General features: G+C 43.1%; 22 protein-coding genes and 1 pseudogene. 10 read left to right on the top strand and 13 right to left on the bottom strand.

Annotated features, from left to right (window positions below; all coding sequences use genetic code 11):
- The first annotated feature begins 158 nt into the window (after window positions 1-158).
- Entirely contained in the window at window positions 159-1,376 is a 1,218-nt protein-coding gene (locus OSCIL6407_RS0125470) for a sensor histidine kinase (protein WP_007358407.1), read from the top strand.
- A gap of 168 nt (window positions 1,377-1,544) precedes the next feature.
- On the opposite strand, the gene purM is transcribed toward OSCIL6407_RS0125470, so the two are convergent.
- Window positions 1,545-2,570: a phosphoribosylformylglycinamidine cyclo-ligase gene (purM, locus tag OSCIL6407_RS0125465; protein WP_007358406.1), complete on the bottom strand. Its 1,026-nt coding sequence runs from the start codon at window positions 2,568-2,570 to the stop codon at window positions 1,545-1,547.
- Window positions 2,571-3,254: 684 nt separating this feature from the next.
- Between purM and OSCIL6407_RS0125455 the strand changes: the two genes are divergently transcribed.
- The 4 genes from OSCIL6407_RS0125455 to murJ all read left to right on the top strand — a co-directional run bounded on the left by OSCIL6407_RS0125455 (window position 3,255) and on the right by murJ (window position 9,241).
- Window positions 3,255-4,328, top strand: a complete 1,074-nt coding sequence (locus tag OSCIL6407_RS0125455) for a septal ring lytic transglycosylase RlpA family protein (protein ID WP_007355224.1) — start codon at window positions 3,255-3,257, stop codon at window positions 4,326-4,328.
- A gap of 180 nt (window positions 4,329-4,508) precedes the next feature.
- On the top strand, window positions 4,509-6,080 hold the full coding sequence (locus tag OSCIL6407_RS0125450) for a bifunctional pantoate--beta-alanine ligase/(d)CMP kinase (RefSeq protein ID WP_007355225.1): 1,572 nt from the start codon (window positions 4,509-4,511) through the stop codon (window positions 6,078-6,080).
- Window positions 6,081-6,308: 228 nt separating this feature from the next.
- The gene (locus OSCIL6407_RS0125445; protein ID WP_007355226.1) at window positions 6,309-7,235 is read left to right on the top strand and encodes a polysaccharide deacetylase family protein; all 927 of its coding nucleotides are present in this window, start codon (window positions 6,309-6,311) and stop codon (window positions 7,233-7,235) included.
- 389 nt (window positions 7,236-7,624) lie between these two features.
- Window positions 7,625-9,241 carry a murein biosynthesis integral membrane protein MurJ gene (murJ, locus tag OSCIL6407_RS0125435; RefSeq protein WP_007356270.1) on the top strand — a complete coding sequence of 539 codons (1,617 nt, stop codon included), beginning with the start codon at window positions 7,625-7,627 and terminating at the stop codon, window positions 9,239-9,241.
- Between the two features lie 360 nt (window positions 9,242-9,601).
- Here murJ and OSCIL6407_RS0125430 read toward each other — a convergent pair whose 3' ends face one another.
- The 8 genes from OSCIL6407_RS0125430 to OSCIL6407_RS0125400 all read right to left on the bottom strand — a co-directional run bounded on the left by OSCIL6407_RS0125430 (window position 9,602) and on the right by OSCIL6407_RS0125400 (window position 14,765).
- On the bottom strand, window positions 9,602-9,910 hold the full coding sequence (locus OSCIL6407_RS0125430) for a DUF3181 family protein (protein WP_007356269.1): 309 nt from the start codon (window positions 9,908-9,910) through the stop codon (window positions 9,602-9,604).
- A gap of 125 nt (window positions 9,911-10,035) precedes the next feature.
- A complete protein-coding gene (locus OSCIL6407_RS0125425) occupies window positions 10,036-10,293 on the bottom strand; it encodes a 2TM domain-containing protein (protein ID WP_007356268.1) in 258 nt (85 codons plus the stop codon).
- 259 nt (window positions 10,294-10,552) lie between these two features.
- Window positions 10,553-12,418: an SLBB domain-containing protein gene (locus OSCIL6407_RS0125420; RefSeq protein ID WP_324603627.1), complete on the bottom strand. Its 1,866-nt coding sequence runs from the start codon at window positions 12,416-12,418 to the stop codon at window positions 10,553-10,555.
- Window positions 12,419-12,605: 187 nt separating this feature from the next.
- A complete protein-coding gene (locus OSCIL6407_RS0125415; protein ID WP_007356266.1) occupies window positions 12,606-12,986 on the bottom strand; it encodes a HEPN domain-containing protein in 381 nt (126 codons plus the stop codon).
- Window positions 12,973-13,437, bottom strand: a complete 465-nt coding sequence (locus OSCIL6407_RS0125410) for a hypothetical protein (RefSeq protein ID WP_007356265.1) — start codon at window positions 13,435-13,437, stop codon at window positions 12,973-12,975. Before OSCIL6407_RS0125410 ends, OSCIL6407_RS0125415 begins: the two co-directional genes overlap by 14 nt.
- 45 nt (window positions 13,438-13,482) lie before the next feature.
- Window positions 13,483-13,701, bottom strand: a complete 219-nt coding sequence (locus OSCIL6407_RS0125405; protein WP_007356264.1) for a DUF6887 family protein — start codon at window positions 13,699-13,701, stop codon at window positions 13,483-13,485.
- The gene (locus OSCIL6407_RS38405) at window positions 13,698-13,877 is read right to left on the bottom strand and encodes a DUF6888 family protein (protein ID WP_071592500.1); all 180 of its coding nucleotides are present in this window, start codon (window positions 13,875-13,877) and stop codon (window positions 13,698-13,700) included. Before OSCIL6407_RS38405 ends, OSCIL6407_RS0125405 begins: the two co-directional genes overlap by 4 nt.
- 219 nt (window positions 13,878-14,096) lie before the next feature.
- Entirely contained in the window at window positions 14,097-14,765 is a 669-nt protein-coding gene (locus OSCIL6407_RS0125400; protein WP_019487828.1) for a formylglycine-generating enzyme family protein, read from the bottom strand.
- Window positions 14,766-14,896: 131 nt separating this feature from the next.
- On the opposite strand from OSCIL6407_RS0125400, the pseudogene OSCIL6407_RS34870 reads away from it, so the two are divergent.
- Window positions 14,897-15,300 (top strand): annotated as a pseudogene (locus OSCIL6407_RS34870) (DUF4277 domain-containing protein); the annotation flags it as partial.
- Window positions 15,301-15,878: 578 nt separating this feature from the next.
- Here the strand turns inward: OSCIL6407_RS34870 and OSCIL6407_RS0125390 are convergent.
- Window positions 15,879-16,964, bottom strand: a complete 1,086-nt coding sequence (locus tag OSCIL6407_RS0125390) for a serine/threonine-protein kinase (RefSeq protein WP_007358372.1) — start codon at window positions 16,962-16,964, stop codon at window positions 15,879-15,881.
- A gap of 169 nt (window positions 16,965-17,133) precedes the next feature.
- On the opposite strand from OSCIL6407_RS0125390, the gene OSCIL6407_RS0125385 reads away from it, so the two are divergent.
- Window positions 17,134-17,832, top strand: a complete 699-nt coding sequence (locus tag OSCIL6407_RS0125385) for a hypothetical protein (protein WP_007358373.1) — start codon at window positions 17,134-17,136, stop codon at window positions 17,830-17,832.
- A gap of 27 nt (window positions 17,833-17,859) precedes the next feature.
- Here the strand turns inward: OSCIL6407_RS0125385 and OSCIL6407_RS0125380 are convergent, their stop codons facing one another.
- Window positions 17,860-18,138, bottom strand: a complete 279-nt coding sequence (locus tag OSCIL6407_RS0125380; RefSeq protein WP_007358374.1) for a helix-turn-helix domain-containing protein — start codon at window positions 18,136-18,138, stop codon at window positions 17,860-17,862.
- 451 nt (window positions 18,139-18,589) lie between these two features.
- Between OSCIL6407_RS0125380 and OSCIL6407_RS0125375 the strand changes: the two genes are divergently transcribed.
- Window positions 18,590-19,237, top strand: coding sequence for a histidine phosphatase family protein (locus OSCIL6407_RS0125375; protein WP_007358375.1), 648 nt, complete (start codon window positions 18,590-18,592; stop codon window positions 19,235-19,237).
- Window positions 19,238-19,250: 13 nt separating this feature from the next.
- On the opposite strand, the gene OSCIL6407_RS37925 is transcribed toward OSCIL6407_RS0125375, so the two are convergent.
- Window positions 19,251-19,382: a hypothetical protein gene (locus OSCIL6407_RS37925; protein ID WP_019487827.1), complete on the bottom strand. Its 132-nt coding sequence runs from the start codon at window positions 19,380-19,382 to the stop codon at window positions 19,251-19,253.
- On the opposite strand from OSCIL6407_RS37925, the gene OSCIL6407_RS0125370 reads away from it, so the two are divergent.
- Both OSCIL6407_RS0125370 and OSCIL6407_RS0125365 read left to right on the top strand, forming a co-directional pair.
- A complete protein-coding gene (locus OSCIL6407_RS0125370) occupies window positions 19,371-20,138 on the top strand; it encodes a YebC/PmpR family DNA-binding transcriptional regulator (protein ID WP_007356876.1) in 768 nt (255 codons plus the stop codon). The genes OSCIL6407_RS37925 and OSCIL6407_RS0125370 overlap by 12 nt on opposite strands.
- 177 nt (window positions 20,139-20,315) lie before the next feature.
- Window positions 20,316-21,590 carry an FAD-dependent hydroxylase gene (locus OSCIL6407_RS0125365; protein WP_007356877.1) on the top strand — a complete coding sequence of 425 codons (1,275 nt, stop codon included), beginning with the start codon at window positions 20,316-20,318 and terminating at the stop codon, window positions 21,588-21,590.
- A 44-nt stretch (window positions 21,591-21,634) separates the two neighbouring features.
- On the opposite strand, the gene OSCIL6407_RS0125360 is transcribed toward OSCIL6407_RS0125365, so the two are convergent.
- A complete protein-coding gene (locus OSCIL6407_RS0125360) occupies window positions 21,635-23,788 on the bottom strand; it encodes a CHASE2 domain-containing protein (RefSeq protein ID WP_007356878.1) in 2,154 nt (717 codons plus the stop codon).
- Window positions 23,789-24,281: the final 493 nt, after the last annotated feature.

Raw genomic sequence — 24,281 nt, 5'->3', positions numbered from 1 at the left:
CGGTAGCCAGCGCCTCTTTGTAGGATAGGCAATCTACTGATTGTAAATTCTGTGTCTTTTGCTAGTGGAGCCTTCAAGTTTTGCTCTGCCAGTTTGCAGCAGGTCAACTACAATAATCCAAAGGGAATACCTACCCTAATCCTCCCCCCACCCTAACCATGCTGGACTGTAGCAAACTGTTAGCTGATAAAACTGAAGCCATACTCACCAATTGGGTTGAAGCCGTTCGGCAAGACAGACACATCGAAAGTGCCGATACTTTACCGCATTCAGCAGTAAAAGATCATATTCCTCACGTATTAGTTGCAATGGCAACCGTACTGTCCAAAACTCAAGAAAGTGAAATTGGACTGATAGTAAGTGCAAGTTTAGAACACGGATTATTGCGGGCCGAACAAGGATACGATCCCTCAGAAGTAGCCCAGGAATACCGTTTATTACGACAAGTGATATTTACTCATTTAGAACCAGAGTTGCTAACCACCTCTGTACCCGAAGTAATGCGAACAATGCGTCTAATTGATGCTGTATTGGACGAAGCGATCGCGCAATGTTTTAAAAGTTATGTTGACGAGCGACTGCGAGAATTGCAGCAGATTCAAAGTCAATTAACATTGACAAATCAAGAACTTAATCGCTTAGCAAACGCTAATCAAGAAACCCTCGCTCACTTAGCTCACGAACTCAAAACACCTCTTAACTCAATTATCGGTTATTCCGAGCTATTTTTACGTAAAGAAAAACGGGAAACAGAGGTGAGAGACACCCGCCCTCAGATTGAACATATTGAACGAGTGTTGCGGAATGGCAGACAGTTACTCCGCTTAGTAAATGATGCCTTAGAACTGTCCCGCGCCGAAGCCGGACAAATCAAATTGCGGCTGATACCAATCAATGTCATCTCTACAATTAATACCGTCATAGAAACCATGCAGCCATTAGCTGACGATAAGGGATTAAAACTTATATTAAAAAACGATAGTGTACCTGATAAAATTATCACTGACCCCCATAGATTTCAGCAAATTCTCACTAATCTCATCAGCAATGCCATTCGCTACACCGAAGTTGGTAGCATCGAATTAAATTGTGAATTATTGCCAGATGAACGCTGGTCAATCGCAGTCAAAGATACTGGAATAGGCATTGCTCCCGAACATAAAGAGCAAATTTTTGAACCCTTCTTCCAAGTTGGAGAACCTAATCGCTACCAATTCCCTCCCGACAGCACCGGTCTTGGATTAGCAATAGTTTCTCGGCTAGTAACGCTTTTACAAGGCAAAATAAAGTTAGTCTCTCAAGTAGGTGTCGGTTCCACTTTTACTGTAATGTTACCATTAGAAATTAAGACAAATAAACTTTTAAGTGTCAATTGATAAATCTAGCCTAGCACTTTATAAAATCAATGATATAGCCTTCAGCTTCCTCTGAAACAATGAAGAATTGTAGAATATTTTTTCTATTGCTCTGGTAAAAAATTTGTAGCGCTATTATCATCATTATATGATGATAATAGTGCTACAAAATGCTGCTACAAACAGAGTTTAAATTTCCATTACTAATTCCCCATTTCCCTCAATCACTTCCCCAATCTGAGCAACAGAAATATCCTGAGATTCAAACCATTTAATTGCCTGTGCTGCATCTGCTAACGAAACTAATAAAACAAATCCAATCCCCATATTAAAAGTATTAAGCATCTCCATTTTATTAACTTCACCCGCCTTAGCAATCCATTCAAAAATAGGAAGAGTTTGCCAACTATTAATATCAATTTTTACAGATTGATTTGCCCCCAAACATCGAGGTAAATTTTCAGGTAAACCTCCCCCAGTAATATGAGCCATCCCCGTAATTTGCAGACCAGTGCGGAGTGCTGCTAGGACGGGTTTAACATAAATTCTAGTTGGAGTTAACAACACTTCCCCTAAACTTTTCCCGCCTAATTCTTGAGGTGTTAAACTCCAGTCAAATCCACCGCTGCTGACAATTTTTCTAACTAAACTAAAGCCATTGCTGTGAACGCCACTACTAGATAATCCAATGGCAATATCTCCTAGCCGTACCTGGGAACCGTCCAGCAATTTGCTCTTTTCTGCAATACCAACGCAAAACCCCGCTAAGTCATACTCTCCCGGTTGATAAAAACCTGGCATTTCTGCGGTTTCTCCTCCTAGCAAAGCACAGCCGGCCTGCTTACATCCTTCAGCAACACCAGCAACTACTTGAGCAAGTTGTTCTGAGTTCAATTTGCCAGTAGCTAAATAATCTAAAAAAAACAGCGGTTCGGCCCCTGATGTGAGTACGTCATTAGCACACATGGCGACTAAATCAATTCCTACTGTGTCGTGACAATCTAGAATTTGTGCCAATTTTAACTTTGTACCAACACCATCCGTCCCGGAGACTAAAATGGGTTCGCTCAAACCGCTAGGGACGCTGAAATATCCACTAAACCCGCCAAACCCGCCTAAAACTTCAGGTCGGTGGGTACTCTGCACCATATTCCTGATACGTTGCACAAAGGCTCTACCGGCCTCGACATCTACACCTGCTTCTCGATAATCCATAGTCCACGTTTGTCGTTAAGTCTCTAGTCCCTAGTCTATTGCTAAAAGGATTTATTACTCTAGGAGAGTAAGGTTGAAGACATTAGCTGAATGCTAATGCACAAGAAAAGCAAAATTCTCCACATCCTCCCCTCCGATTAATTAAAAGTTAAAAATTAAAAATTAAAAATTAAATCTCACAATTTTTAATTTTGCATTTTTTTTAATTTTGCATTTTTAATTTTTAATTGATTAAATTGCTTCCCCAGCTCCCCATCTCCCCCGCTCCCCCAGTTCCAGAGACTGTTTACATAAATAAGGAAAAAAATATTTAAAGATTTGATGAATTTTTTTAAGAGGGGAAAATCGCTAAAGCCTTTGATATAAAAGCATTTGTGCCAAAATAGCCCGATAAAGTTTTTGTGAAGTTATTGTAAATTTGAGTATTCTTTTGATCCCCAATCCCAGAACTTCGTGGTAGTCTGTTGCAGTTCCTTAACAAGAAGTGAACACGGAATGAGTATGAGTTGTTACTGAAAAGCGAGTTTAGCTGAAAAATTTTGGCTTTTGCAGATGGCTGCGAGAAACTTGCCTAAAAGTGCAGATAACTCAATTGGGGGATGAATGCGGATTAGAGGGTAAATCCCTTGTGCCTGTTCGATTCCTGCTACTCGCTCCAAAATTGCTCTTCACAAAAATGGACGTATGAAGCAAAAACTTGTTGGCGGACTCCTTCCTGTCCTGCTAATTCCCGCTCTGGTGACACCATCATCGAGTCGGGCCCAAGAACCAGAGACAGTTAACATCGCTCATACGGTGGGACAGCAAGTCCACACCGCTAAGCCGTCTCCTCAGTTGAATCCTCAACGGGTGGAGGTTGTTAAAGTGGGAGAGTACCAGTACCAAGCCAAAGCTGAGCTTGACTCTGAGGCGATCGCAAAGATTCAGACCCACTCATTGGCGGGCCGTCTAGCCGCTACAGTATATCTACGCAATATTCCCGTCCTCACCTTTCTAGAACCGAGTACCAAAGGTGGTAAAAACGGAACTGTATCAAACTCTAGGGCAGCCACGAGCAGCGATCGCCTAAAAATAGGGGCGAATGCAGAAGTTCAGAGTAACCGCGAGCAAGGGCCTAAATCCGCTGAAGTAGCCGATCCAGTTTGGCGAGCAACAGCGATGGCCGCAAAACTCAATCAACTTTTCCGAGACAGCGCCGATGCCAATGCTATTGCTGTCAAGTGGGAAAAAGGCGATCGCTACATCATTCAAGTCAACGGGGAGAATTTGGTAGAAATCAACGCGGAGACAATTCTCCCCGACACTACCAGCGACTTTAGCGTAGATGCCTTACAAGCAACCAATCGATTGCGCCGACTCTTAGGCAATGCTCCCCCCCTTCAGGAAGTTGTCGGTAAACCCAAGCCAGAACCCAGAGTAATTTCTCTGGGCCCAGTCCATGTGCGGATCACTGGATGGGCTTCTTGGTATGGCCCAGGCTTTCATGGCAATCTTAGCGCCAGTGGAGAGACTTATAATCAAGATGAGTTGACAGCAGCCCATCGCGATTTACCTTTTGGCACGCGAGTGTTGGTGACAAACCTAGACAACGGCCGTTCCGTAGTCGTGCGAATTAATGATCGGGGCCCCTATGTTGGCGATCGATTAATTGATTTGTCTGCCGCCGCCGCTCAAGTGTTGGGAATGGTCAATTCTGGTATTGCTCCCGTGCAGTTGGAGTTGATAGATTCCCAAAACGCCAGAACAGTTAACCGTTAGCAGTTAACAGTTAACTGTTAACTGCTAACGGTTAACAGTTGACTAATAAAAAGGTCAAATCCGTTAAAATCAGTTACATCCGTTAAATCCTTTAGATCGTCCGTTGCCTAACAGTTAACAGTTAACCGTTAACTGTTAACTATTAACAGTGAACCGTTAACTATTCTGGAGGGTGTCTGAGTGCGCGTGTTTACTACGACGGCGGCTTTGCGCTGCTACTTAAATTCCTATATGTCGCAGGAGGAGCCCAGGCGAAGCCAGCCACAGGCCTCGCTAGTTGCTTTAGTGCCGACAATGGGAGCTCTGCACGCGGGACACCTGAGTTTGATCCGGCGGGCGAGGCTGGAAAATGGGGTGGTTGTTGTCAGTATTTTTGTCAATCCGCTCCAATTTGGGCCGAGGGAAGATTTCCAACGGTATCCTCGGCCCCTGGAGCAAGATCGGTTAATTTGTCAAGAGGCTGGTGTTGATGTAATTTTTGTTCCCTCTGCTGAGGAGTTGGGGGTAGGAAGTGGAAATAGTGCTGAATTTCCAGTGACTACTGTTGTTCCGCCTGGGGCTATGACTTCGGTTTTGTGTGGTAAGTCTAGGCCGGGACATTTTCAGGGAGTGGCGACGATTGTAACTAAGCTTTTGAATTTAGTTAACCCCGATACGGCTTATTTTGGGATTAAAGATGCTCAACAGGTAGCAATTATTCGTAGGTTGGTGGCGGATTTGAATTTGTCTGTGAAGATTGTAGCTGGTGCGATCGCGCGAGAAGCATCTGGTTTGGCTTGGAGTTCTCGCAATCAATATTTAAGTTCGCAAGAAAGGGTGCAGGCAGCTACAATTTATCGTTCTTTGCAACGAGCTCGGGCAGTGTTTGAGGAAGGGGAATTGACACCGGCGGTGTTGAAGGCGGTTGTAAATGAGGAATTGGCGAGGGAACCGGTAGTTGAGGTGGAGTATGTGGAACTGGTTGAGCCTAATAGTTTGAGGGTTTTGGAGGTTGTGGAGGAAGCGGGGTTATTGGCGATCGCGGCTAGGATTGGTTCTACTCGCTTGATTGATAATATTATGCTGCTCAATCGTCGGCCAATTGTCGCAATTGATGGCCCGGCGGGGGCTGGTAAATCTACAGTTACGAAGCAGGTGGCGCAAGTTCTGGGTTTGAGGTATCTGGACACGGGGGCGATGTATCGGGCCGTGACGTGGCTGGTGTTGCAAACTGGGACGCGGATGGATGATGAAGCTGCGATCGCGGAGTTAGTCAGTTCTTGTAAGATTGAATTTAATTTTCACCCTTCATCTTTTACTCTTCATATTAATGGTGAAGATGTGACTCAGGCTATTCGTACTTTGGAAGTGACGAGTCATGTTTCGACAGTGGCGGCTTTGGCTATAGTGCGGCGTTTTATGGTAGAACAGCAGCAATACTATGGGAGAAAAGGTGGTATTGTGGCTGAAGGTCGCGACATTGGGACTAATGTGTTCCCAGATGCGGAAGTAAAGATTTTTTTGACGGCATCAGTTAAGGAGCGATCGCGCAGACGGCTAATCGAACTTCAAGCTCGCGGTCAGAACGATATCAGTTTAGAACAGTTAGAACTGGATATTGCAGAACGCGACGAAAAAGACAGTACCCGCGAGGTGGCACCGTTGCGTAAAGCAGTTGATGCTGTTGAGATTCAAACAGACGGTTTGACCATTGCCCAAGTTACCGATCGCATTGTCAGCCTATACAAAGAGAGAAATGTAGCTAAACGTTAACTTTTTATCCTGATGCTCTTCCAGTTTGCGGTTATTTGCAATAGTATCGTAGAACAACTTAATTAATTAAAAATTGAAAAATAAAAATTAAAAAGTAAACTCGATCGTTTTTAATTTGGTATTTTTAATTTTTAATTTCTTTAAGGCAATCCGAGCCAGGATTGTCGATCTGTTACTGTTCAATTTAAGCTCTAAAATTAACTGCGTAATGGTGTGAAGGAGAAAAACGTGGCAGACTTGAATCGTTTGCTGCGGCAGCGAAAGACTTTCACTGCTGCTTTTGTAGCTGCTGCTGGCAGTTTTGTGCTTGGGGTAATGCTGCCGCTGAATTTACGGCTTAATCATTTGGTATCACTCTGGGCTGTAGTGCAGCCCCAGAAGTCGGCGACGAGTCCAGAGGTTTTGAAAGTAACAGCAGCGGTGGAGAAACGAGTTGATGAGGCCCAAAAAGCGATCGCGCTTTTGGAGGAGAAGCAGTTTAGTTTTTTGATTCCGTCTCAGTTTCAAGGAACTACTGTAACTCAGGCGAAACTGGGTTCTAAGCAAAAGGCGATCGCACTGACTTTTGATGATGGCCCTTGGCCGGAAACAACAGTTCAAATCTTAGATATTCTCAATAAAAACGATATTAAAGCTACTTTTTTCTGGGTAGGGAGATATTTAAAGGCTTTTCCAGAACTTGGGAAGAGAGTAGCTGTTGCCGGTCATGCGATCGGCAATCATACTTGGAATCATAAATACGTTAAATACAGTCAGGATGCTGCTGCTAAGGAGATTGACCGTACATCATCTTTGATTGAGGAGGTGACTGGTATGGATGTTTCGATGTTTCGTCCTCCAGGCGGGATTCTCACTAATGGATTGGCTGCTTATGCTCAGCAAAAAAAGTATACAGTGGTGATGTGGTCTGCTGATTCTTTGGATTGGCGTAATTCGATGCAATCGCTTAAAGATAATGTGTTGCGTCAGGCCAGTTCCGGGGGAATTGTGCTCATGCACGATGGTGGTGGAAATCGCTCTAAGACTGTGCAGGCTTTGCCGAATATTATTGCTGAATTGAGGAAACAGGGCTATAAGTTTGTTACTGTTCCTGAGTTATTGCAGATGCAGGATGAGGAGAGTAAGGAGCAGGAAATAGCGCATACTATAGATTAGTAACTTTTAAAAGTTAACTGTAATATTAGGAAAGCAGGCTTATATAGCAATCCTAAATAGTCGTAAATTTTTTACCCCACCCCAACCCTCCCCTTACCAAGGGGAGGGAGTCAGAAATTCACAAATGATTTAGGATTCCTATATAGCAACCGCCAAGGTGGTTAGGACATTTTAGTTTCCTCAAACCCTTAATTCCATTCCCTTCTTCCTCTTCTTTCCTGAGCATCAGAGCATCGTAGTCCCTCTTTTCCCCTTCTTCCTCTTCTTCCCTGAGCATCGTAGCCCCTAGCCCTGAGCATCGTAACCGCCTTGGCGGTTGCTATATGTTATGCTTTTTCAGATTCGCGATGAGACTAAGCGAACTATTCTATCAGTGTTTGTAACTTTTCGTGTCTGAATCATTGCAAAAACCAAAACGTTCTCTAGCGGGGATCGCTGGAATTGTGGCGATCGCCACTCTGATCAGCAAAGTCTTTGGGTTAGTTCGCCAACAGGCGATCGCGGCCGCTTTCGGCGTAGGTACCGCTGTCGATGCCTACAACTACGCTTATGTCATCCCCGGCTTTTTGTTCATTTTACTAGGCGGCATCAACGGGCCATTTCATAGCGCCATTGTCAGCGCTTTAGCCAAGCGTGGCAAGTCAGAAGCGGCCCCCCTAGTAGAAACGATCGCCACTTTAATCGGCGGCATCCTGCTTTTTGTGACCGTTGGTTTGATTATTTTTGCCGATCCCCTGATAGATTTAGTCGCGCCGGGATTGACGAGAACAGCAGAAGGTTTAGAAATAAGAGCGATCGCGATCCAACAATTCCGAATTATGGCACCAATGGCCTTACTTGCTGGATTAATTGGCATTGGTTTCGGCACTCTTAACGCCGCTGATATGTATTGGTTGCCATCAATTAGTCCCTTATTTTCCAGCGTTGCAGTCATTGGCGGCCTCGCCTTTTTCGCTATGCAAGTAGGAGACAAAATTACTCAGCCCAAATATGCCTTAGCTGGCGGCTTAGTATTAGCTTGGGGAACCCTAGCTGGTGCAGCAATGCAGTGGTTAATCCAAGTATTTGCCCAATGGCGATCTGGTTTGGGAACATTGCGTTTGCGCTTTGAATTTCAGCAGCCAGGAGTGCAGGATGTAATGAAAGTGATGATTCCTGCAACTTTATCGTCAGGAATGTTGCAAATTAATGTCTATACTGACTTATTTTTTGCCTCTTATATTCCCCAAGCCGCTGCTGCAATGGGCTATGCAGGGTTATTAGTAATGACTCCTTTGGGGATTATTTCTAATGTAATTTTAGTACCTTTTTTGCCGATATTTTCCCGGCTGGCAGATCCGAATAATTGGCATGAGTTAAAACAGCGAATTCGCCAAGCATTAATTCTCACTGGCATTACGATGTTACCGTTAAGCGCCTTAATGGTAACGCTGGCGCTGCCAATTGTGCGGGTTGTTTACGAGCGCGTTGCTTTCAAACAGTCAGCTTCGCAGTTTGTAGCCCCCGTATTGATGGCTTACGCCATTGGAATGTTTGTTTATTTGGGGCGCGATGTAGTTGTTAGAGTATTTTATGCTTTGGGAGATGGAGAAACGCCTTTTCGGATCAGCATTTTGAATATTGTGCTGAATGCGTTATTGGATTATTTCTTAGTAAAATATTTTGGTACCCCTGGCTTAGTCTTGGCAACAGTGGGAGTAAATATTATTTCGATGGTCATGCTTTTATGGCTGTTAAATTCTAAGCTAAATGGGTTGCCTTGGCGGGAGTGGATTTTGCCATTTATGGGCTTAACTGCTGGGAGTTCTCTAACGGGTTTAGTGGCTTTGGCTACTTTGCAAGGATGTCAAAGACTTTTAGGTACTGAGGGATTGTTAATTCAGTTAGTAGAATTGAGCGTTGCTAGTTTTGCAGGGTTGGGAGTTTTTGCCATTTTTGTTACTCAGATGAAGTTGCCGGAAGTTGATATGTTTGTTGATAGGTTGCGGCAGCGATTTGGGAGATGAATTTGGAATTTAGGAGTAAAAATATCTGGCAATTGATACCCAATCCGGGTTATTCATCCCCTTTATTAGTAATAATCCGTCATTGCGAGCCAAGCTTGCTCGCAATGACAATAAAGCGATTGAAAAGGCGATTGAAATCGCGGCTAAATAAACGAAGTCCGCCTACGCGGACTAAAGAATAAAGGGTATTTGAGCGGACATGATTTAAATTTAGAATTCAGAAGTCATACCAAATTTAAATTCAATATCCTCTTATTTCTTAGTCCGCGTAGGCGGACTTCGTTTGTGTAGTTGCGGTTTCAACCGCCGAATAATAAAGGGGACTTAACTGAATCCTGAGTTCTTAATTTAATGTTTTCATCACATTTGCCGCTGAAATTCCTCTAGGATATCCATTAGCTGCACCTGGCACTGCATCGGTACTAAATCTCCTAAAGACATCTCTCGTTTACCCCCGCCCAATTTAACAGGAATGCCTTGGAGAACTGCGGCTACTCTGTCTGTATCTAAATTACGATTTGTTAGGAGCGGATAAAGTTGTTCGGCAACAACTGTATGCAAGTGGGCATCTTTTAGATACAAATGCCACTTCGCTACATCGATATAGATATTATCGCCAATTTCGGCGGCGAGGGATTCTATTTTTTGGGTGGTGTTAGTATTAGCCATATTTAAGGAAGAAGGAAGAAGGAAGAAGGAAGAAGGAAGAAGGAAGAATTGGGTTTTAATTGTTCTTTCTGGCTACTTAATATTCGATCGGGAGTTACGCACAGTTTACGTAAGTCTTATTGAGATTATTCTGGCTTTTGACTGGGGAGGGAATAATTGGCGATCGCAAACACATAAACTCCATGTGCGAATATAAACCCTGTCCATCCTAGCGTCACCCAAGTTGCCCAAGGCCACTCAGCTTTCTGCAAATTGTGGAAAAACCACAAGCTAGAATTGGCAGCAGCAAACAGAGCAAAATGGATGGCAAAATTCATCCGGTCATCTAAACGGCGGTAGTCGGGATCTTGGCGGTCTGGTTTGCGGGGCCAACGAGGGGGCATAACTTTCAATTCCTGAACAGTTTTGAATCCCTGATAGGGAATTTGCTAGTTATCTATTTTAATATTAGTTGGAGCTTTTTCAACATTGTCTCCCTCCCAAGACAGGGAATTAATGCGATCGCTGGCAATTCCAGTTACGATTCGTTACATTTAACCAAATCTCGATCACAGATTAAAGCAATAGTATATCACAAAATTTACCGCAATCTACTCGATCGTGAAAATTAAATTATTGAAAAACAAGTAGTCAGTAATAAATTTACTGATTCTGTTGCTGTTGCTGCTGTTGCTGTTGCTCCAACTGTTGCCTCTGGAGATCGAGTTGTTGCTGCTGAATCTGTCTTTGAAGCTCAAGTTGCTGATTCTGAATATCATTCTGCCGTTGTCTTTCTTCTTCTGTTCGCCGTCGATCTTCCTCCTGTTGCCGAATTTGCCTAAGCTGATTGCGCCGATCGAAGTCTCCGCCTAAAAATAACCTTTGAAAAGTATTAATAGTTGTCTCTACCCCAGTAAACCATCCAGTCACTCCACTAATAACGCCCACAACTCCTGACACTGGCTGTAAGATTTGATTGACATTATCTGCTAACCTAGTTAAGCCAGAACGAGGAACAATAATAACATCATTGTTGCGAAGGCTGGGGTTGTTTTCTGCATTCAAACCTTGGGAAAAATCAACGTCAATCGAGCGACGAGTAACAGTACCGTTGGGGTTCAAACGCAATAGTTCCACAGTCTTTTTTTGAGCGCGGACTTGGTTAAAACTACCTGTAGCTAGCAATGCCTGATGTAGGGAAGTATTAGGCGTAACTTCCACTGTTCCGGGTCTGAGAACTTCCCCAACAACATTGATCCGAATTGAATTAGGAGAAAAACTGGTAGCAGCGATTTGGGAAATTTCGGCTATATCTACATTTTCCGCAGTTGGGACAATAATACTGTCTCCTTCTTGCAATAGTACGTCTTGGCTAATGTCCCCTGTTTGTAACAGATCCCAGAGATTGACACTAATAATTTGTTCGTTGCCTGTTTTGAGGCGGCGGCGTACTTGTACTCGGCGAAGATCGGCTTCTAAAGTAATACCGCCAGCAATTTTAATTGCCCTAGTTACTGTTGGTAAACCCACTAAAGTACCCTGTTGCTGATCGATCGCGACAAAACCTAGTTCGGTTTGCTGGTTACTCGATCGCAAATCTGAGGCAAATACTGTATAAGGGCCGGGGCGATTCACTTCGCCGACGATGACGACGCTAATAGGTTGAGTGATATCGGCAGAAAAATTAGCATTTGCTCTTTGGCGGACTTCTTGACTGTTAACTTCTGTTGCACTCGGAACGAAAATTGTATCTCCGTCTCGCAAGGTGATATCTTGGCGTAAATCTCCTGTCTGTAAAAATTCTTGTAGGTTGACGTTAATTACTTGTTCGGGGCCGCTTCTTTGGCGGCGGCGCACTTGAATTAACCGCAAATCTCCTCCGGGGGTAACGCCTTTTGCTAATTGCAACATTTCGATTAAGGTGGGAAATTTGACTGCTTCGCCTTCTCTGCTGGCGCTGATTTTGTAGGAACCGGGGCGGCTGACTTCTCCGGCGATGCCAATTGTCAGGGGGCGAGGTAGAATCAGTGTGAGGGTGACGATGGGGGCGGTGATGTAGGGGTCGTAGAGTTTGGCGATCGCATCGGCGGCCTGTTGCTGGGTGAGTCCTTGTACGTAAACGCTGCGAATTAGCGGTAAGTTGAGGGTTCCATCGACGAGAATTTGATATTCTTTGCTAAATTCGGGGACACCGATGATGTCTAAACTGATGCGATCGCCTGCTCCTAGAGTGTAACCCTGTTCTGGCGATCGCGTGCCTAAATCGTTACTCGGTATTTGCTGCGATCGCGGTGGCGGAGTCACTGGCAAGGGTGCGAACCGTCTGGGATTGGGCGCTGGAGTCCTAGTTCCCGGTAACTGAGCTAAGCTGGGTAAGATGCTACTCATCGTCAGCAAGCTTGACAAGCTAAGACTTTTAACTATTTGACTTGTGTATTTCAGCCCCTTGTTATTGCTGAGAAAATGATGATTTCTGCTCATATTTATCCCCTGACGATCGCCTACCAGTTTTCGGAGTGATTTTTTCATCCCTATTTAAGCTTAGTTTAATAGGACTTACGCAGGGAGCCCCAGAAACGGGTTTTTGAGAGCATCTGTGGGTAGCAGCGAAGTATTTTCGTCAAAAAACCCGGTTTCTTTGGTTGGGTGCATAAGTCCTGTTTAACTCAAAAATTTCCGGGACTTCTAGGATGATTTGCATTCTGTTTTTTGATACTTAGAGATTGCTCAGGTTAAAAAGGATTTCTTGAGAGCGCTTGATGGCGATCCGGGCGATCGCAGATAATAGGGGAAATTTATCGGCATAATCTGCTTGATTTCGATATCGGCGAAGCACTTTTAAATTATCAGCAATTAGTTGATATCTTGAGTCAGGATTAATATCAAATTCTTGCCAAATATAGTGGTGAATGTCGCTTGTTTTTGGCAATGAATGACCTTGTTTATCTCGCAAATAGTTCCGCGCTAAGATGAAAGCGGCATAATACGAACGACTGATAGCATCCCTTAATCGCGCCTCCCCTTCAGCAGGAATAGTTGCTTCACCAGCTAGTTCTTTTGCTAAAGTCAGGTATTGCGACCAATCAAAACTCATCATTGTATTCCAAAATAGTATAAAAATGCTTCCGGACTTCGTGGGACAATCCCCTAGACCAATTTTTACGCAATTCGTCTTCTCTCTCCATTGCTTCATCGGGATCGAGGTCAGTTAAGATGATTGAGAGAAGCAGATGAATATAGTTAGGAATTTCGGGGTCATTGATGACTTGAAGTAATAGTTTTTGTTCGGGAAAATAAGAGCGAATCTCAGCGGGCGCTTCCAGCACAACGGGAAGCAAAAAGGGATATTTTTTAATAAATTCTATAACTTCTGTTTTGTCTCGGAAGATGTATGATTTTTCCAGGGATTCAATGTCTGATTCGGAAATGAGAAAAGGCGCGACTCTGGGTTCTGATATCTTTTGTAAGATTAAGGATGCTATGGCATTTTGTTCTGCTTCTGGTAGTTGAGAAACAGTGGTAAAAGTTTCTGCTAATAGGTTATTCATTTGTACCTCTATTATCGTTTAAAGTTAGTTTAACTCAAGGATTAGTCATGGTGCAACTGATTGAGAACCGCCGCGAAAACGCTCGGTAAATTCAGGATATTTTTCCAAATCTTGCAATGATTCTAAGGCCGGCATTTCAATCCAATTGCCTTCCTGATGTAGCTTGTCTACATAGGCATGAAAAGCTTCCTCATCATCCCGATGGGCGATAAAGTAATCATGCAATTCTTTCTGACTCATTGCTTGAAAATTAGGCTTATTCATCCGATGTATCTCCATCGTCCGTTAGGGTATATTTCTATGATATTTTCTTCACCTGCCAGGAAAAATATATTCCCTGTGCGTTCATCCATACGAACAACGTTGATAGGCAAGTAAAGCTTAGTGAACCAACAGCACAATACATAGCACTGATTTTTTTGTTCAGGTGTGGGTGTAATAATCTGAACTCCTCAACATCACTTCACTATCCGAGTTTAGCATCTTGCGCGTTTATTAGTGGGTAGCAGAGTCTTTTGAATCTAATTTATTTCCCCTAGAAGAAAAATATTGCCAACCTCAACCATTGAATTCCTAAAAATAAATCGAGTCGCCAGAGGCGACCTCCCAAGTGTAAAGAGTAAGAAGTGCATAGCACAAAAGGGCAAAAGTGTCAAGGGCTAAGAAGACCACGCACCCGAACAAACAACCCGAAAACCGATGTAGTAGAGGCGATAGTCCAGCGAGTTAAAGAGACGAAAAGCAGCGCGGCAAGGGTCAGCATAGCTGAGCCAAGAACCACCGCGCAGCAGCCGGGTTCGGTTATCATTCATAATATTGACTAATAAATCATAGTCTTGATAACGATTATCATTATTCTTTTCGTCCCACTCTCTCCCATCTTGCGGCGCACCTTGATAGTTATTATGCCAAGGGTCTGCACACCATTCCCAGACGTTGCCGTGCATATCGTACAATCCAAAGGCGTTGGGTGGAAAACTCCCTACAGGTGTCATTTCTTTGCGGTAAACCCCCTTCGATGCTGCACCGTAGGGATAATTGCCATCATAATTAACTAATTCTGGGGTAATTGTTTCGCCAAAATAGAATGGTGTTGAGGTGCCGGCGCGACAAGCATATTCCCATTCTGCTTCTGAGGGTAAACGATATTTCTTGCCGGTTTTTTGAGAAAGTTTTTGGCAGAATGCCACAGCGTCATACCAGGTTACTAATTCTACAGGACGTTTCGCGCCTTTGAAGTTAGAAGGGTTATTTCCCATCACGGCTTCCCATTGTTCTTGAGTGACTGCATATTTACCCATAAAAAAAGGGGCAACAGTAACCCACATTCCGCAGATATTTGATCGGATTTAATTTCAAAAGAATTCAGAATTTTCCAACCTTCAAATGATTGCATAGCAATCATTTGAAGGTTTATTAAGGTATAATAATTGGTGCAAGTAGAGCAACCCTTAAAACCATGAAAAAGCCCTCGGAAGCTATAAATATCGTAAATTTAGACCACTTGGGAATAGTAGCAGGGATAATAGATGAAATGGAATTGGTAGAAGAAGTCAACAAAAAAAGTGGGAATAAAAATTAAAGAAACCCTAAGCCCAGGACAAGTAATGAAAGCAATGATTTTTGAACGGACTGGGATTTTTGAGCGCCCCAATCTACCTATTCGATGCTTTTTTCGTTGGAAAAGCAACAGAACATCTAATTGGAGAAGGAGTGACCCCCAAACAATTAAATGATGACAGAATCGGGAGAGCATTAGATAAATATTATCGAGCTGGAACGACAAAGTTATTTACAGCAATTGCCCTGAAAGCAGCGTTGAAATTTCAAGTATCAATGAAAAGCGTTCACCTAGATAGCAATTTAACCCAAGAGCGTCAAGATATCTTGCGGCATTTAGGAGAGTATTGCTGTCAATACTATTTAATATTTTCAAATGAATGACGAGCGATAGCGAAGTGTAAATATTTGTGAATAATTTTCATTGATTAGTCAAGGTAATTTGCTCTTGGCATAATTTCCCTTGCTTCAAAATATGAGCGATCGCGATAAAATAGCAATGTGAACATATCAGAAAAAGTCAATTATTTCAACTTCCTTGGTTTAGGTAAATTTGACAAGCTTCTGTAACGCTAAAAGCCGCATAAGTTCAACCCAAAAGCATTGGGCTTCCAAGTTTTCACAACTGATTAAAAAATCCGATCAAATATCTGCGGAATGTGGGCAGTAACATTATGCTGTGGTCCTTCGGTGTTAGGTCGTCCTGCTTCGGTATCGGGGGAACCCATCACGAAACTACCCCCTGGAATTGAGATCATTTCTATGGTGATGCTGCCGAGATTATCTGTAAAAACCTGTGCTTGTCCTTGGTTACGGCTGGCAATTTGCCCGGTTGAATTAACTGTTACTGTTTCAAAAGTAAAGGTTTTTAAACCATTTGCTTACGGTTGCGGCCCTATACTTTCTGGTTCGTCAGGGGGTGCTGGAGTTACTTCCGGTGTTGGACTTTTTGCAGGCGACTCATTATCTGAGGAAGGTGCAGAAGATTTGTTGTTCAACAAACTTTGACTCAGCACGGCTAATGCAAATCCTCCCCCAGCAAAACCCGCTAATTGTAATAAACCTCGCCTTGTTGTGTTAGTCGGTAACGGCCAAGTGTGCTGTGGAATCACAGGAATTGTTTTAACTTTGCTCCCGGAAGGATTCGTCGATAAAGATAAAAGTGCTTGCAAAGCTTCCCCTGCATTTTGATAACGCTGACTAAAACGATCGCGCACCATTGTATCTAAAACATTCGCTAAATTATTACTAACTTGCGCCTGATTTCGCCAAATTACTTCTCCCGTCTGCCGATCTTCTGGTAAATTAAACGGATGTTCGCCCGTTAATGCTTGAATCCCAATCATTCCCACTGCATAAACATCACTAGCAAGTTTAGGTTTGCCCTTGGCTTGTTCGCTCGGCATATAACCAGCAGTACCGATAACAATTGATACGGTTGTTTGCCCTTGAGCGTTGACAACTATTGTGCTAATTTCCTTAACTGCCCCAAAGTCAATTATAATAATTTTACCATCTTGGCGACGCATTAAATTAGCCGGTTTAAGGTCACGGTGAATGACATTTTGCTGATGAATAATTGCTAAAATTTCTAAGATGTTTTGCAATAAGGTAATTGTATAGGATTCACTTAATTTTTTCCGCGCAATTATTTCTTTTGTCAAGTCATGTCCCAGGATCAAATCTTGCACCAAATAAAATTCGCCATGTTCCTCAAAGTGGGCGGAAAGGGTAGGGATTTGGTCGTGTAGCTTACCCAATTTATATAGGGTTTGGGCTTCGGTGTCGAATAAGCGTTTGGCAATTGGCAAAACAGCCGGGTTGGGGTCTTTCGGTTTAAGATGTTTAACGACGCAGTGAGGATGTCCGGGTAAGTCTAAATCTTTGGCGAGGTAGGTATCGCCAAATCCACCACTTCCCAGTAGTGTGATGATTTGATATCGCTTGCGGAGAGTTCGACCAATCATAGTTGTTAGGCGACGCAGTGGAGATTAAGATTTATTTTGGCATAAAAGTAACACTCGGCAATCATCTGTGCCAGTTTCCCAAGAACTTCCGTCAGTCGGTGCGCCATTGTAGTTATCATAATAGCAATAACGAATATAATATTTATAATACTATCGTTCTGGCTAAAAAATGGGATTAAAACTTGAAAAAGTAATACCTTGGGGCCGTAGCCTAGATGAATACATCGCCATGTTTCACCTGACAGCAAGCGATCGCCAGTCAACAATTCTCGACTGTGCCGGCGGCCCTGCTAGCTTCAATGCTGAAATGACTCGCCAAGGCAATAAAGTAATTTCTTGCGACCCAATTTATGAGTTTACCGCCGATGAAATTGCCAGCCGCATTCAAGAATGTTATCAAACTGTAGTTAACGGCACTAAAGCAAATCTAAACTGCTACAATTGGACAGATATCGAATCGCCAGAACAACTAGGTGAAGTGCGAATGATAGCCATGCAGCAATTTCTAGAAGATTTGCCTCTGGGAATACAAGCAGGTCGCTATGTAACTGGTGAATTGCCGTTGCTACCTTTCAATCAACATCAGTTTGATTTAGCGCTGTGCAGTCATTTCCTATTTACTTATGCTGACCATTTATCAGCCGAATTTCACCTAGCCTCTATTTTAGAAATGTGCCGCATCGCGCAAGAAGTGCGGATATTTCCACTCATAAAAATTTCTGGCGAACCAGTGAAAATACTACCAGAATTAATCGAAGAATTAGCAGCAAAAGGATATAGTGCGGAAATCAAAGAAGTATGCTATGAATTTCAAAATGGTGGCAATCAAATGCTGCGAGTGCGGACAGAGCAATCGCGCGGCAAATAGCTACTCTGTCCTTAAAATAGAGTTAGTTTACAACAACGGAGGTTCTTCGTTACAATTAGCCTCTACTACTCGGCGGACTTCCCCTGATTCCAATTTCATTAGTTTATCAGTAGCTCGAACTTGGGTAGGTTGTTCTTCTAATTGCTGGCGATCTACTAATCCCCACTCCATCACCATATTGGTATATCGTCTAGATGTAGCCCTGTCTATATTAAGAGAAGTTGCAACTTCATTTAGAGGCATCCATCCTTGTTGATTGCGGAGCCGATGTAGATAGCGAGTCAGAGTGTCAGTGTTGACTTTCATAGTGGTGTTAATTCCTATTTTACCGCATCGCTTTCTCTAATCTAGAGTAACAGATTGAGGAGAAAATTGCCAATCTATCAGGTGATTTCACCTGTTACGGGAGACAGCATCCGTTAATACTAAATCGGGGTTTGATATCCCCTTTATCATTCGGCGATTGAAATCGCTACTACACAAACTAAGTCCGCCTGCGCGGACTAAAGAATAAAGGGGGTATTTAAGCCGGATTTAGTATAATTCGTCAACTGTCGTCACGTCGCTTTTCCACTATTATACATCTCTGACAAGCTTACGGTCATAGTTAAGTGGTAGTCGGGCGGTTGTTCTCTGAATTGAGTTGATTAATAGATTGACTTGAATTATAATAGGTAACAAACATGGCTAGAAAAACTTTAACCGCGATATAATCTAAAGTCGAGTTACGAAAATCTCAAATCCTAACCCATAACTCATGCCTCAAACAATCTGGATCGCAAGACACGGAAACCGCATCGACTTCGTAAACCCCGACTGGTTTTTAACAGCAGAAAAACGCTACGATCCTCACCTTTCAGATGACGGACACATTCAAGCAAAACAACTAGCAAATCGCCTCAAAGGTGAAGAGATTACCCACATTTTTGCCTCACCATTCCTGCGAACAGTTCAAACAGCAAATCACGTTGCCCAAACTTTAGACTTATCGATTAAACTAGAGTGGGGACTTTGTGAATGGCTCAATCCTGAATGGATGTCAGAAATGCCAGAAACTCTATCTGTCAAAGAATTGTGCCACCGTTTCCCCAGGATTGACCCCTCCTACACAGACACAAGTGCTATTCCTTACTATCCTGAAACTGGGGAAGAATGCCTTAAACGTACCAGCGAAACTGCTAAGCGACTCGCCGCAGAATTTCCCGAAAATATTTTGCTAGTTGGTCACGGTGCATCGGTTATAGGTACTACAATGGGATTAGTTCAGGGAGTCGTTGACACAGAAATTAATGCCTCTCTGTGTTGCTTAGTTAAAGTTGTGCGCGATGATGGAAAGTGGCTCATGGAACTTAACGGTGACACATCTCACCTTAGCAAAACTGAAACCGATCTCCGGTTTAATTAAAAATAGTTAACTGTTAACTGTTAACTGGGGAAAGCCTCCCCATTTCTCTTTCTTCCTTCTTCCTTACTTCCTTCTTCCTTCTTCCTTCTTCCTTCTTCCTTCTTCCTTCTTCCTTCTTCCTTCTTCTATCGATATGGCTGGACATAGTAAATGGGCGAATATTAAACGCCAAAAAGCTAGAGTAGATGCCGTAAAAGGTAAAATTTTTGCTAAAATATCCCGCGAAATTATCGTTGCGGCCCGTAGTGGCGTACCAGATCCCGCTGGTAATTTTCAACTGCGGACGGCAATTGATAAGGCTAAGGCGGCGGCAATTCCTAGTGAGAATATTGAACGCGCAATTGCCAAAGGTGCAGGTAAACTGGGGCCGACTTCAGAATTAGAATCCATTCGTTATGAAGGCTACGGTGTTGGTGGTGTCGCTATTTTAATTGAAGCACTTACAGATAATCGTAACCGCACGGCGGCTGATTTGCGAGAAGCTTTTACTAAGAATGGTGGCAATTTAGGTGAAACTGGTTGTGTAGGTTGGATGTTCGATCAAAAAGGTGTTTGTACGGTGTTTGGCCCCATTAATGAAGATGACTTATTGGAAGCATCATTAGAGGGGGAAGCAGAATATTATGAGTTGATATCAATAGATGAAGATACTGAAGGTGCGGAGGTATTTACTGAAGTATCGAACTTAGAAAACCTGAGTAAGGTATTGAAAAAAAGGGGGTTTGTAGTGATGCAATCAGAAACTCGCTGGATTCCTAGCAATTCAGTAGAAGTGGATAATCCAGACAAGGCGCGATCTCTGCTAAAATTAATGGATGCACTGGAAGATTTGGATGATGTACAAAGCGTTACAGCTAACTTTGAAATGACTGATGAACTGATGTCAATGACTATGGTTTAGTAAGTGGGCGCTGCTAATTTGTCTCGCCAGTAGTAATATGGGCACTGCCAATGCTATATTTTTTATGTTTATCATCTAGATTAGGGCAGCACCCACCCTACAAGTTGTAACTACAAGTTGTAACTTTTACAATTAGCAATTAACAGTTAAGTGTTAACAATTAGTAATTAAATAACAATGCCAGTAGATCAACTTTCGCAAACAATTTCCACATCAGAAACACCCCAACCAAAACCAGAATTTGATTTTGATATCGCGATCGCAGGCGGCGGCATTGTCGGGGCAACTTTAGCTTGTGCCTTAAAAGATTCCGGCTTAAAAGTAACAATAATTGAGACTCAAACGCCATCTGTAGCAGCAAGTAGAAGACAAGCTTATGCACTTTCTCTGATGTCGGGAATGATTTTAGAAGGTATTGGTGTTTGGCAGGAAATATTGCCACAAATTACCACCTTTCAACAGATTAACCTCTGCGATGGCGACTATCCAGGGATAGTTCAATTCTATCGAGAAGACTTGGGAAATACAGGTAAAATGCCTGTACCCAAAACAGCACTCGGTTATGTGGGGGAACATGGCGTATTGCTGACTGCTTTGCAAGAATGCTTAGCAAAATGTCCTAATTTTACTTGGATTTGTCCGGCTGAAGTTTTACAGGTTCAATATTATAGCGATCGCGCCGAAGTCGAAGTAAAAATCAACGGCGAAACTCAGACTATCCGCACGCGGTTATTAGTCGCCGCCGATGGTTCGCGATCGCACATCCGCACTCAAGCTAAAATTACAACTCAAGGCTGGAAATATTGGCAGTCTTGCATTGCCATCACCATTAAAACAGAAAAACCTCACAATGATATCGCCTTTGAGCGTTTTTGGCCCAGTGGCCCGATGGGGGTATTGCCACTCCCTGGAAACCGCTATCAGATTGTTTGGACTGCACCCCACGCCGAAGCAAAAGCCTTGCAAGAACTAGATAAACAAGAGTTTCTAGCTTTATTAGAACAGCGAACTGGCAGACTTTTGGGACGTTTAGAATTAATTAGCGATCGCTACCTATTTCCCGTTCAGCTCATGCAGAGCGATCGCTACGCCTTACCCAGATTAGCATTAATTGGCGATGCCGCCCACTGCTGCCATCCCGTCGGCGGACAAGGTTTAAATATGGGGATTCGGGATGCGGCCGCGATCGCACAAATCTTGCGATCGGCAAGCGATCGAGGTGAAGACATCGGCAATTTACAAGTATTAAAACGTTACGAAAGTTGGCGAAAAAAAGAAAACTTAGTAGTTTTAGGATTTACCGATTTTCTAGACCGCCTCTTCTCTAATACTTGGCTTCCAATTATTGCTTTTCGCCGCTTTTGTTTATGGAGTTTACGAACAATTCCCCTAGTCAAACTATTAGCATTGCGACTGATGACAGGTTTATTCGGCCGTGCTCCTGAATTATAGGCAAAGGAACAAAGAAGAAGAATCTAGTAAATCCTAAGTCTGATTCAAGAAAACTCAAATCGGTTTTTCCCAAGTTCCTTAGCACGATACATAGCCGCATCCGCATTCTTAATCAAAGTTTCCTTATCTTGACCATCCAAGGGGTACAAACTAATACCAATACTCGTAGTTACCGCAATTGAATTTCCGTCAAGTAAGAAAACTTGAGTAATAGCATCCAGAATTTTTTCAGCTACTCTTGCCGCGTCCGGTTTTCCCGGAATTCCGGGTAAAATCACAGTAAACTCATCACCTCCTAAGCGCGAGATCGTATCGCTACCCCGCAAACATCCTTTCAACCTTTCCGCAACCCCTTTTAAAAGTAGATCTCCAACATCGTGTCCGAGAGAATCATTAATTAACTTAAATCCATCCAGATCCAAAAATAGTAAAGCAACTAATTGATCTTTAACAGAAGCTTGTTTTATAGACACACTCAAACTTTCGTGAAACAATTGGCGATTCGGCAAACCAGTAAGATCGTCATGATAGGCTTGATAGCGCAAGCGATCTTCCGAAAGTAGGAGTTCAGCATTTTTTTGCTTCAGTTCTTCTTCCATACGCTTGCGTTCAGTAATATCTCTGATCGCACCGACTAAAAATAAATTACCCGCAGCATCTTTGTGCAGCGATCTTTTCGTAGCAATTAAATGTGTAGTGCCACTAGCATCAGTAAATTCTTCCTCATTTTCATACTCTAGCTGCGTAGCAAACACTAAATTATCTTGATGCCAAAAGATGTCAGCTTCATGCTTAGGAAATAAATCATAATCAGTCTTGCTGATTAACATTTCTAGTGGCTGACCGATTAAGCGGCAATAAGCTTGATTCAAAACGATCCGACGGTGGTTGATATCAGTAACAAAAATTGGATCGGGAATTGTATTAATTACAGTCTGCAAAAATTCTTTCGAGCGTTTGAATTCTTCCTGTAAGTGAGCCAGATAGCCAACTATAACCGCAGCAGACCCTGCGATCGCCATTAAAGGCGGAATTAACGGCAACCACCAACCCCCTAAGAAAGCCAAATACAGACTGGTAGTGAGACCAACACTCACTCCTAAAAGGAACAGCAGCGATAGTTGAGGCGATCGCAACTTCCAGCTTACAAAAGCTCCCACCCAAGACCAACCCCAAATCCACAGCCATTCAGCCCAGTCTGACCAGACTTTAAAACCCGTTCTCCCTTCCAAGGCCGCACTCAAAATCTGACTCAAAAAATTAGCCTGAAGTTCAACTCCTGGTACAGGTTTAGGCGAATCCAATAAACCACCGCTGTAGGAAGTTTGCTGAAAATCTTTGAGGCTAGTTGCAGTCGAACCGATTAAAACAATACGCGATCGCACAAAATCGGGTGGCATCTTCCCAGACATAACCTCTGCCATCGACACGCTGCGAAAACTACCAACAGGGCCGCGAAGATTCCCTAAAATTTGATAACCTCGACTTTCAGCTCGAATGTAAGGCCCATGATTAGATTCAAACCGCTCAAAAACACCCTCACCCAATTGTAAATACTTAGGATTGCTCGTTGCTGGCTGAGGGGTAATACCTTCAGTTTTCAGGTAAATTAAAGCTAATTTCAGCGCAAAACTTTCGCGAGTTTTTTCACCTTCCGGCCACGAATAAAGTAAAGCTCTGCGTATTTTGCCGTCGGCATCAACAACAACATTATTTAAACCTACCTGATTCCGTTGACTGAGAACGCTAGGGGGGCGTACTCCCAAGTTATTTTCATCCTGACTTTTCTCAATCCCAATCAAGTTAGGGATAGTTTCAAAAGCTTGCACCAATTTTTCATAGCCTGGTTCTACCGTCAAGTCTCGATAGATATCTAGACCGATCGCTTGCGGTTGACCAGCGTATAATTTTTGTAATAACTGTGCCATCACACCATCGGGGATGGGGTAGCCGAATTTTTGTAAATCGGCTTCATTAATTGCCACAATTACAATTCTTTCATCAATTGGTTCTAGGGGCCGCCAGCGAAAAAACTGATCGATAGCCGCCAATTCTGAGAACTGCAAAAGTGCGAAGGAACGTAGGAGAATAACTGTACTAGCAACAGTTGCAGCAGTAATGAATACTCGCCGTTCTCTACACCACTTTTTTAGGGTTCCCCGCGTATTATTTGAAGCTTTGCTGAGCCGCTTGAACATCTAAGTAGAAGGAAAAAAAAGAAGAAACAAGGAACCAGGAACCACCAGGAACCAGGGCGAAGGGATCGGGGAGAAGGGAGATGGGGCTAAAAGTTATCGGGTAATTCTTAAGATAACCTATCCACAAACAAAACAGCCAGAGGCGCGATCGCACCTCTGGCTGTTTTTGGGAATTAACCTTTATTTGTCAAAATCAGGGAGAGTTTTTCTTCTTATGCAGAGGCAGAAGGCAGGAGGCAGGAGGCAGGAGCCAGAAGTTATGAGGCAAAAAGCAGAAGTTATGAGGAAGAAAGCAGGAGTTATAAGGAAGAAAGCAGAAGTTATGAGGCTCTTGTAATACCAATTCTCTCAAAAAGTTATGCAGCAGGAGTGGTAGTAGGTCTATCTTCTGAAGTTAACTCAACAATACAACTTGTGTCAATAATTTGGAGAATTGGTATTAGCGATCGCTATAATTCTCCTTCCCTCTTTCTTCCTCCCTCTTCCCTAGCCC

The organism is Kamptonema formosum PCC 6407 (genome assembly GCF_000332155.1).
GTDB classification, from domain to species: domain Bacteria; phylum Cyanobacteriota; class Cyanobacteriia; order Cyanobacteriales; family Microcoleaceae; genus Kamptonema; species Kamptonema formosum.
The sequence above is the reverse complement of the archived record's forward strand: the minus strand, read 5'-3'. Positions and strand labels throughout refer to the sequence as shown.

Coding starts and splice junctions, on each gene's coding strand:
- OSCIL6407_RS0125470 (WP_007358407.1), top strand. CDS start 159: ATGCTGGACTGTAGCAAACTGTTAGCTGATAAAACTGAAGCCATACTC.
- OSCIL6407_RS0125410 (WP_007356265.1), bottom strand. CDS start 13,437: ATGAATAACCTATTAGCAGAAACTTTTACCACTGTTTCTCAACTACCA.
- OSCIL6407_RS0125400 (WP_019487828.1), bottom strand. CDS start 14,765: ATGTGGGTTACTGTTGCCCCTTTTTTTATGGGTAAATATGCAGTCACT.
- purM (WP_007358406.1), bottom strand. CDS start 2,570: ATGGATTATCGAGAAGCAGGTGTAGATGTCGAGGCCGGTAGAGCCTTT.
- OSCIL6407_RS0125380 (WP_007358374.1), bottom strand. CDS start 18,138: ATGAAAGTCAACACTGACACTCTGACTCGCTATCTACATCGGCTCCGC.
- OSCIL6407_RS0125425 (WP_007356268.1), bottom strand. CDS start 10,293: ATGCCCCCTCGTTGGCCCCGCAAACCAGACCGCCAAGATCCCGACTAC.
- OSCIL6407_RS0125365 (WP_007356877.1), top strand. CDS start 20,316: ATGCCAGTAGATCAACTTTCGCAAACAATTTCCACATCAGAAACACCC.
- OSCIL6407_RS0125390 (WP_007358372.1), bottom strand. CDS start 16,964: ATGATTGGTCGAACTCTCCGCAAGCGATATCAAATCATCACACTACTG.
- OSCIL6407_RS0125370 (WP_007356876.1), top strand. CDS start 19,371: ATGGCTGGACATAGTAAATGGGCGAATATTAAACGCCAAAAAGCTAGA.
- OSCIL6407_RS0125360 (WP_007356878.1), bottom strand. CDS start 23,788: ATGTTCAAGCGGCTCAGCAAAGCTTCAAATAATACGCGGGGAACCCTA.
- OSCIL6407_RS0125375 (WP_007358375.1), top strand. CDS start 18,590: ATGCCTCAAACAATCTGGATCGCAAGACACGGAAACCGCATCGACTTC.
- OSCIL6407_RS0125420 (WP_324603627.1), bottom strand. CDS start 12,418: ATGAAAAAATCACTCCGAAAACTGGTAGGCGATCGTCAGGGGATAAAT.
- OSCIL6407_RS0125455 (WP_007355224.1), top strand. CDS start 3,255: ATGAAGCAAAAACTTGTTGGCGGACTCCTTCCTGTCCTGCTAATTCCC.
- OSCIL6407_RS0125405 (WP_007356264.1), bottom strand. CDS start 13,701: ATGAATAAGCCTAATTTTCAAGCAATGAGTCAGAAAGAATTGCATGAT.
- OSCIL6407_RS0125430 (WP_007356269.1), bottom strand. CDS start 9,910: ATGGCTAATACTAACACCACCCAAAAAATAGAATCCCTCGCCGCCGAA.
- OSCIL6407_RS0125385 (WP_007358373.1), top strand. CDS start 17,134: ATGGGATTAAAACTTGAAAAAGTAATACCTTGGGGCCGTAGCCTAGAT.
- OSCIL6407_RS0125415 (WP_007356266.1), bottom strand. CDS start 12,986: ATGATGAGTTTTGATTGGTCGCAATACCTGACTTTAGCAAAAGAACTA.
- OSCIL6407_RS37925 (WP_019487827.1), bottom strand. CDS start 19,382: ATGTCCAGCCATATCGATAGAAGAAGGAAGAAGGAAGAAGGAAGAAGG.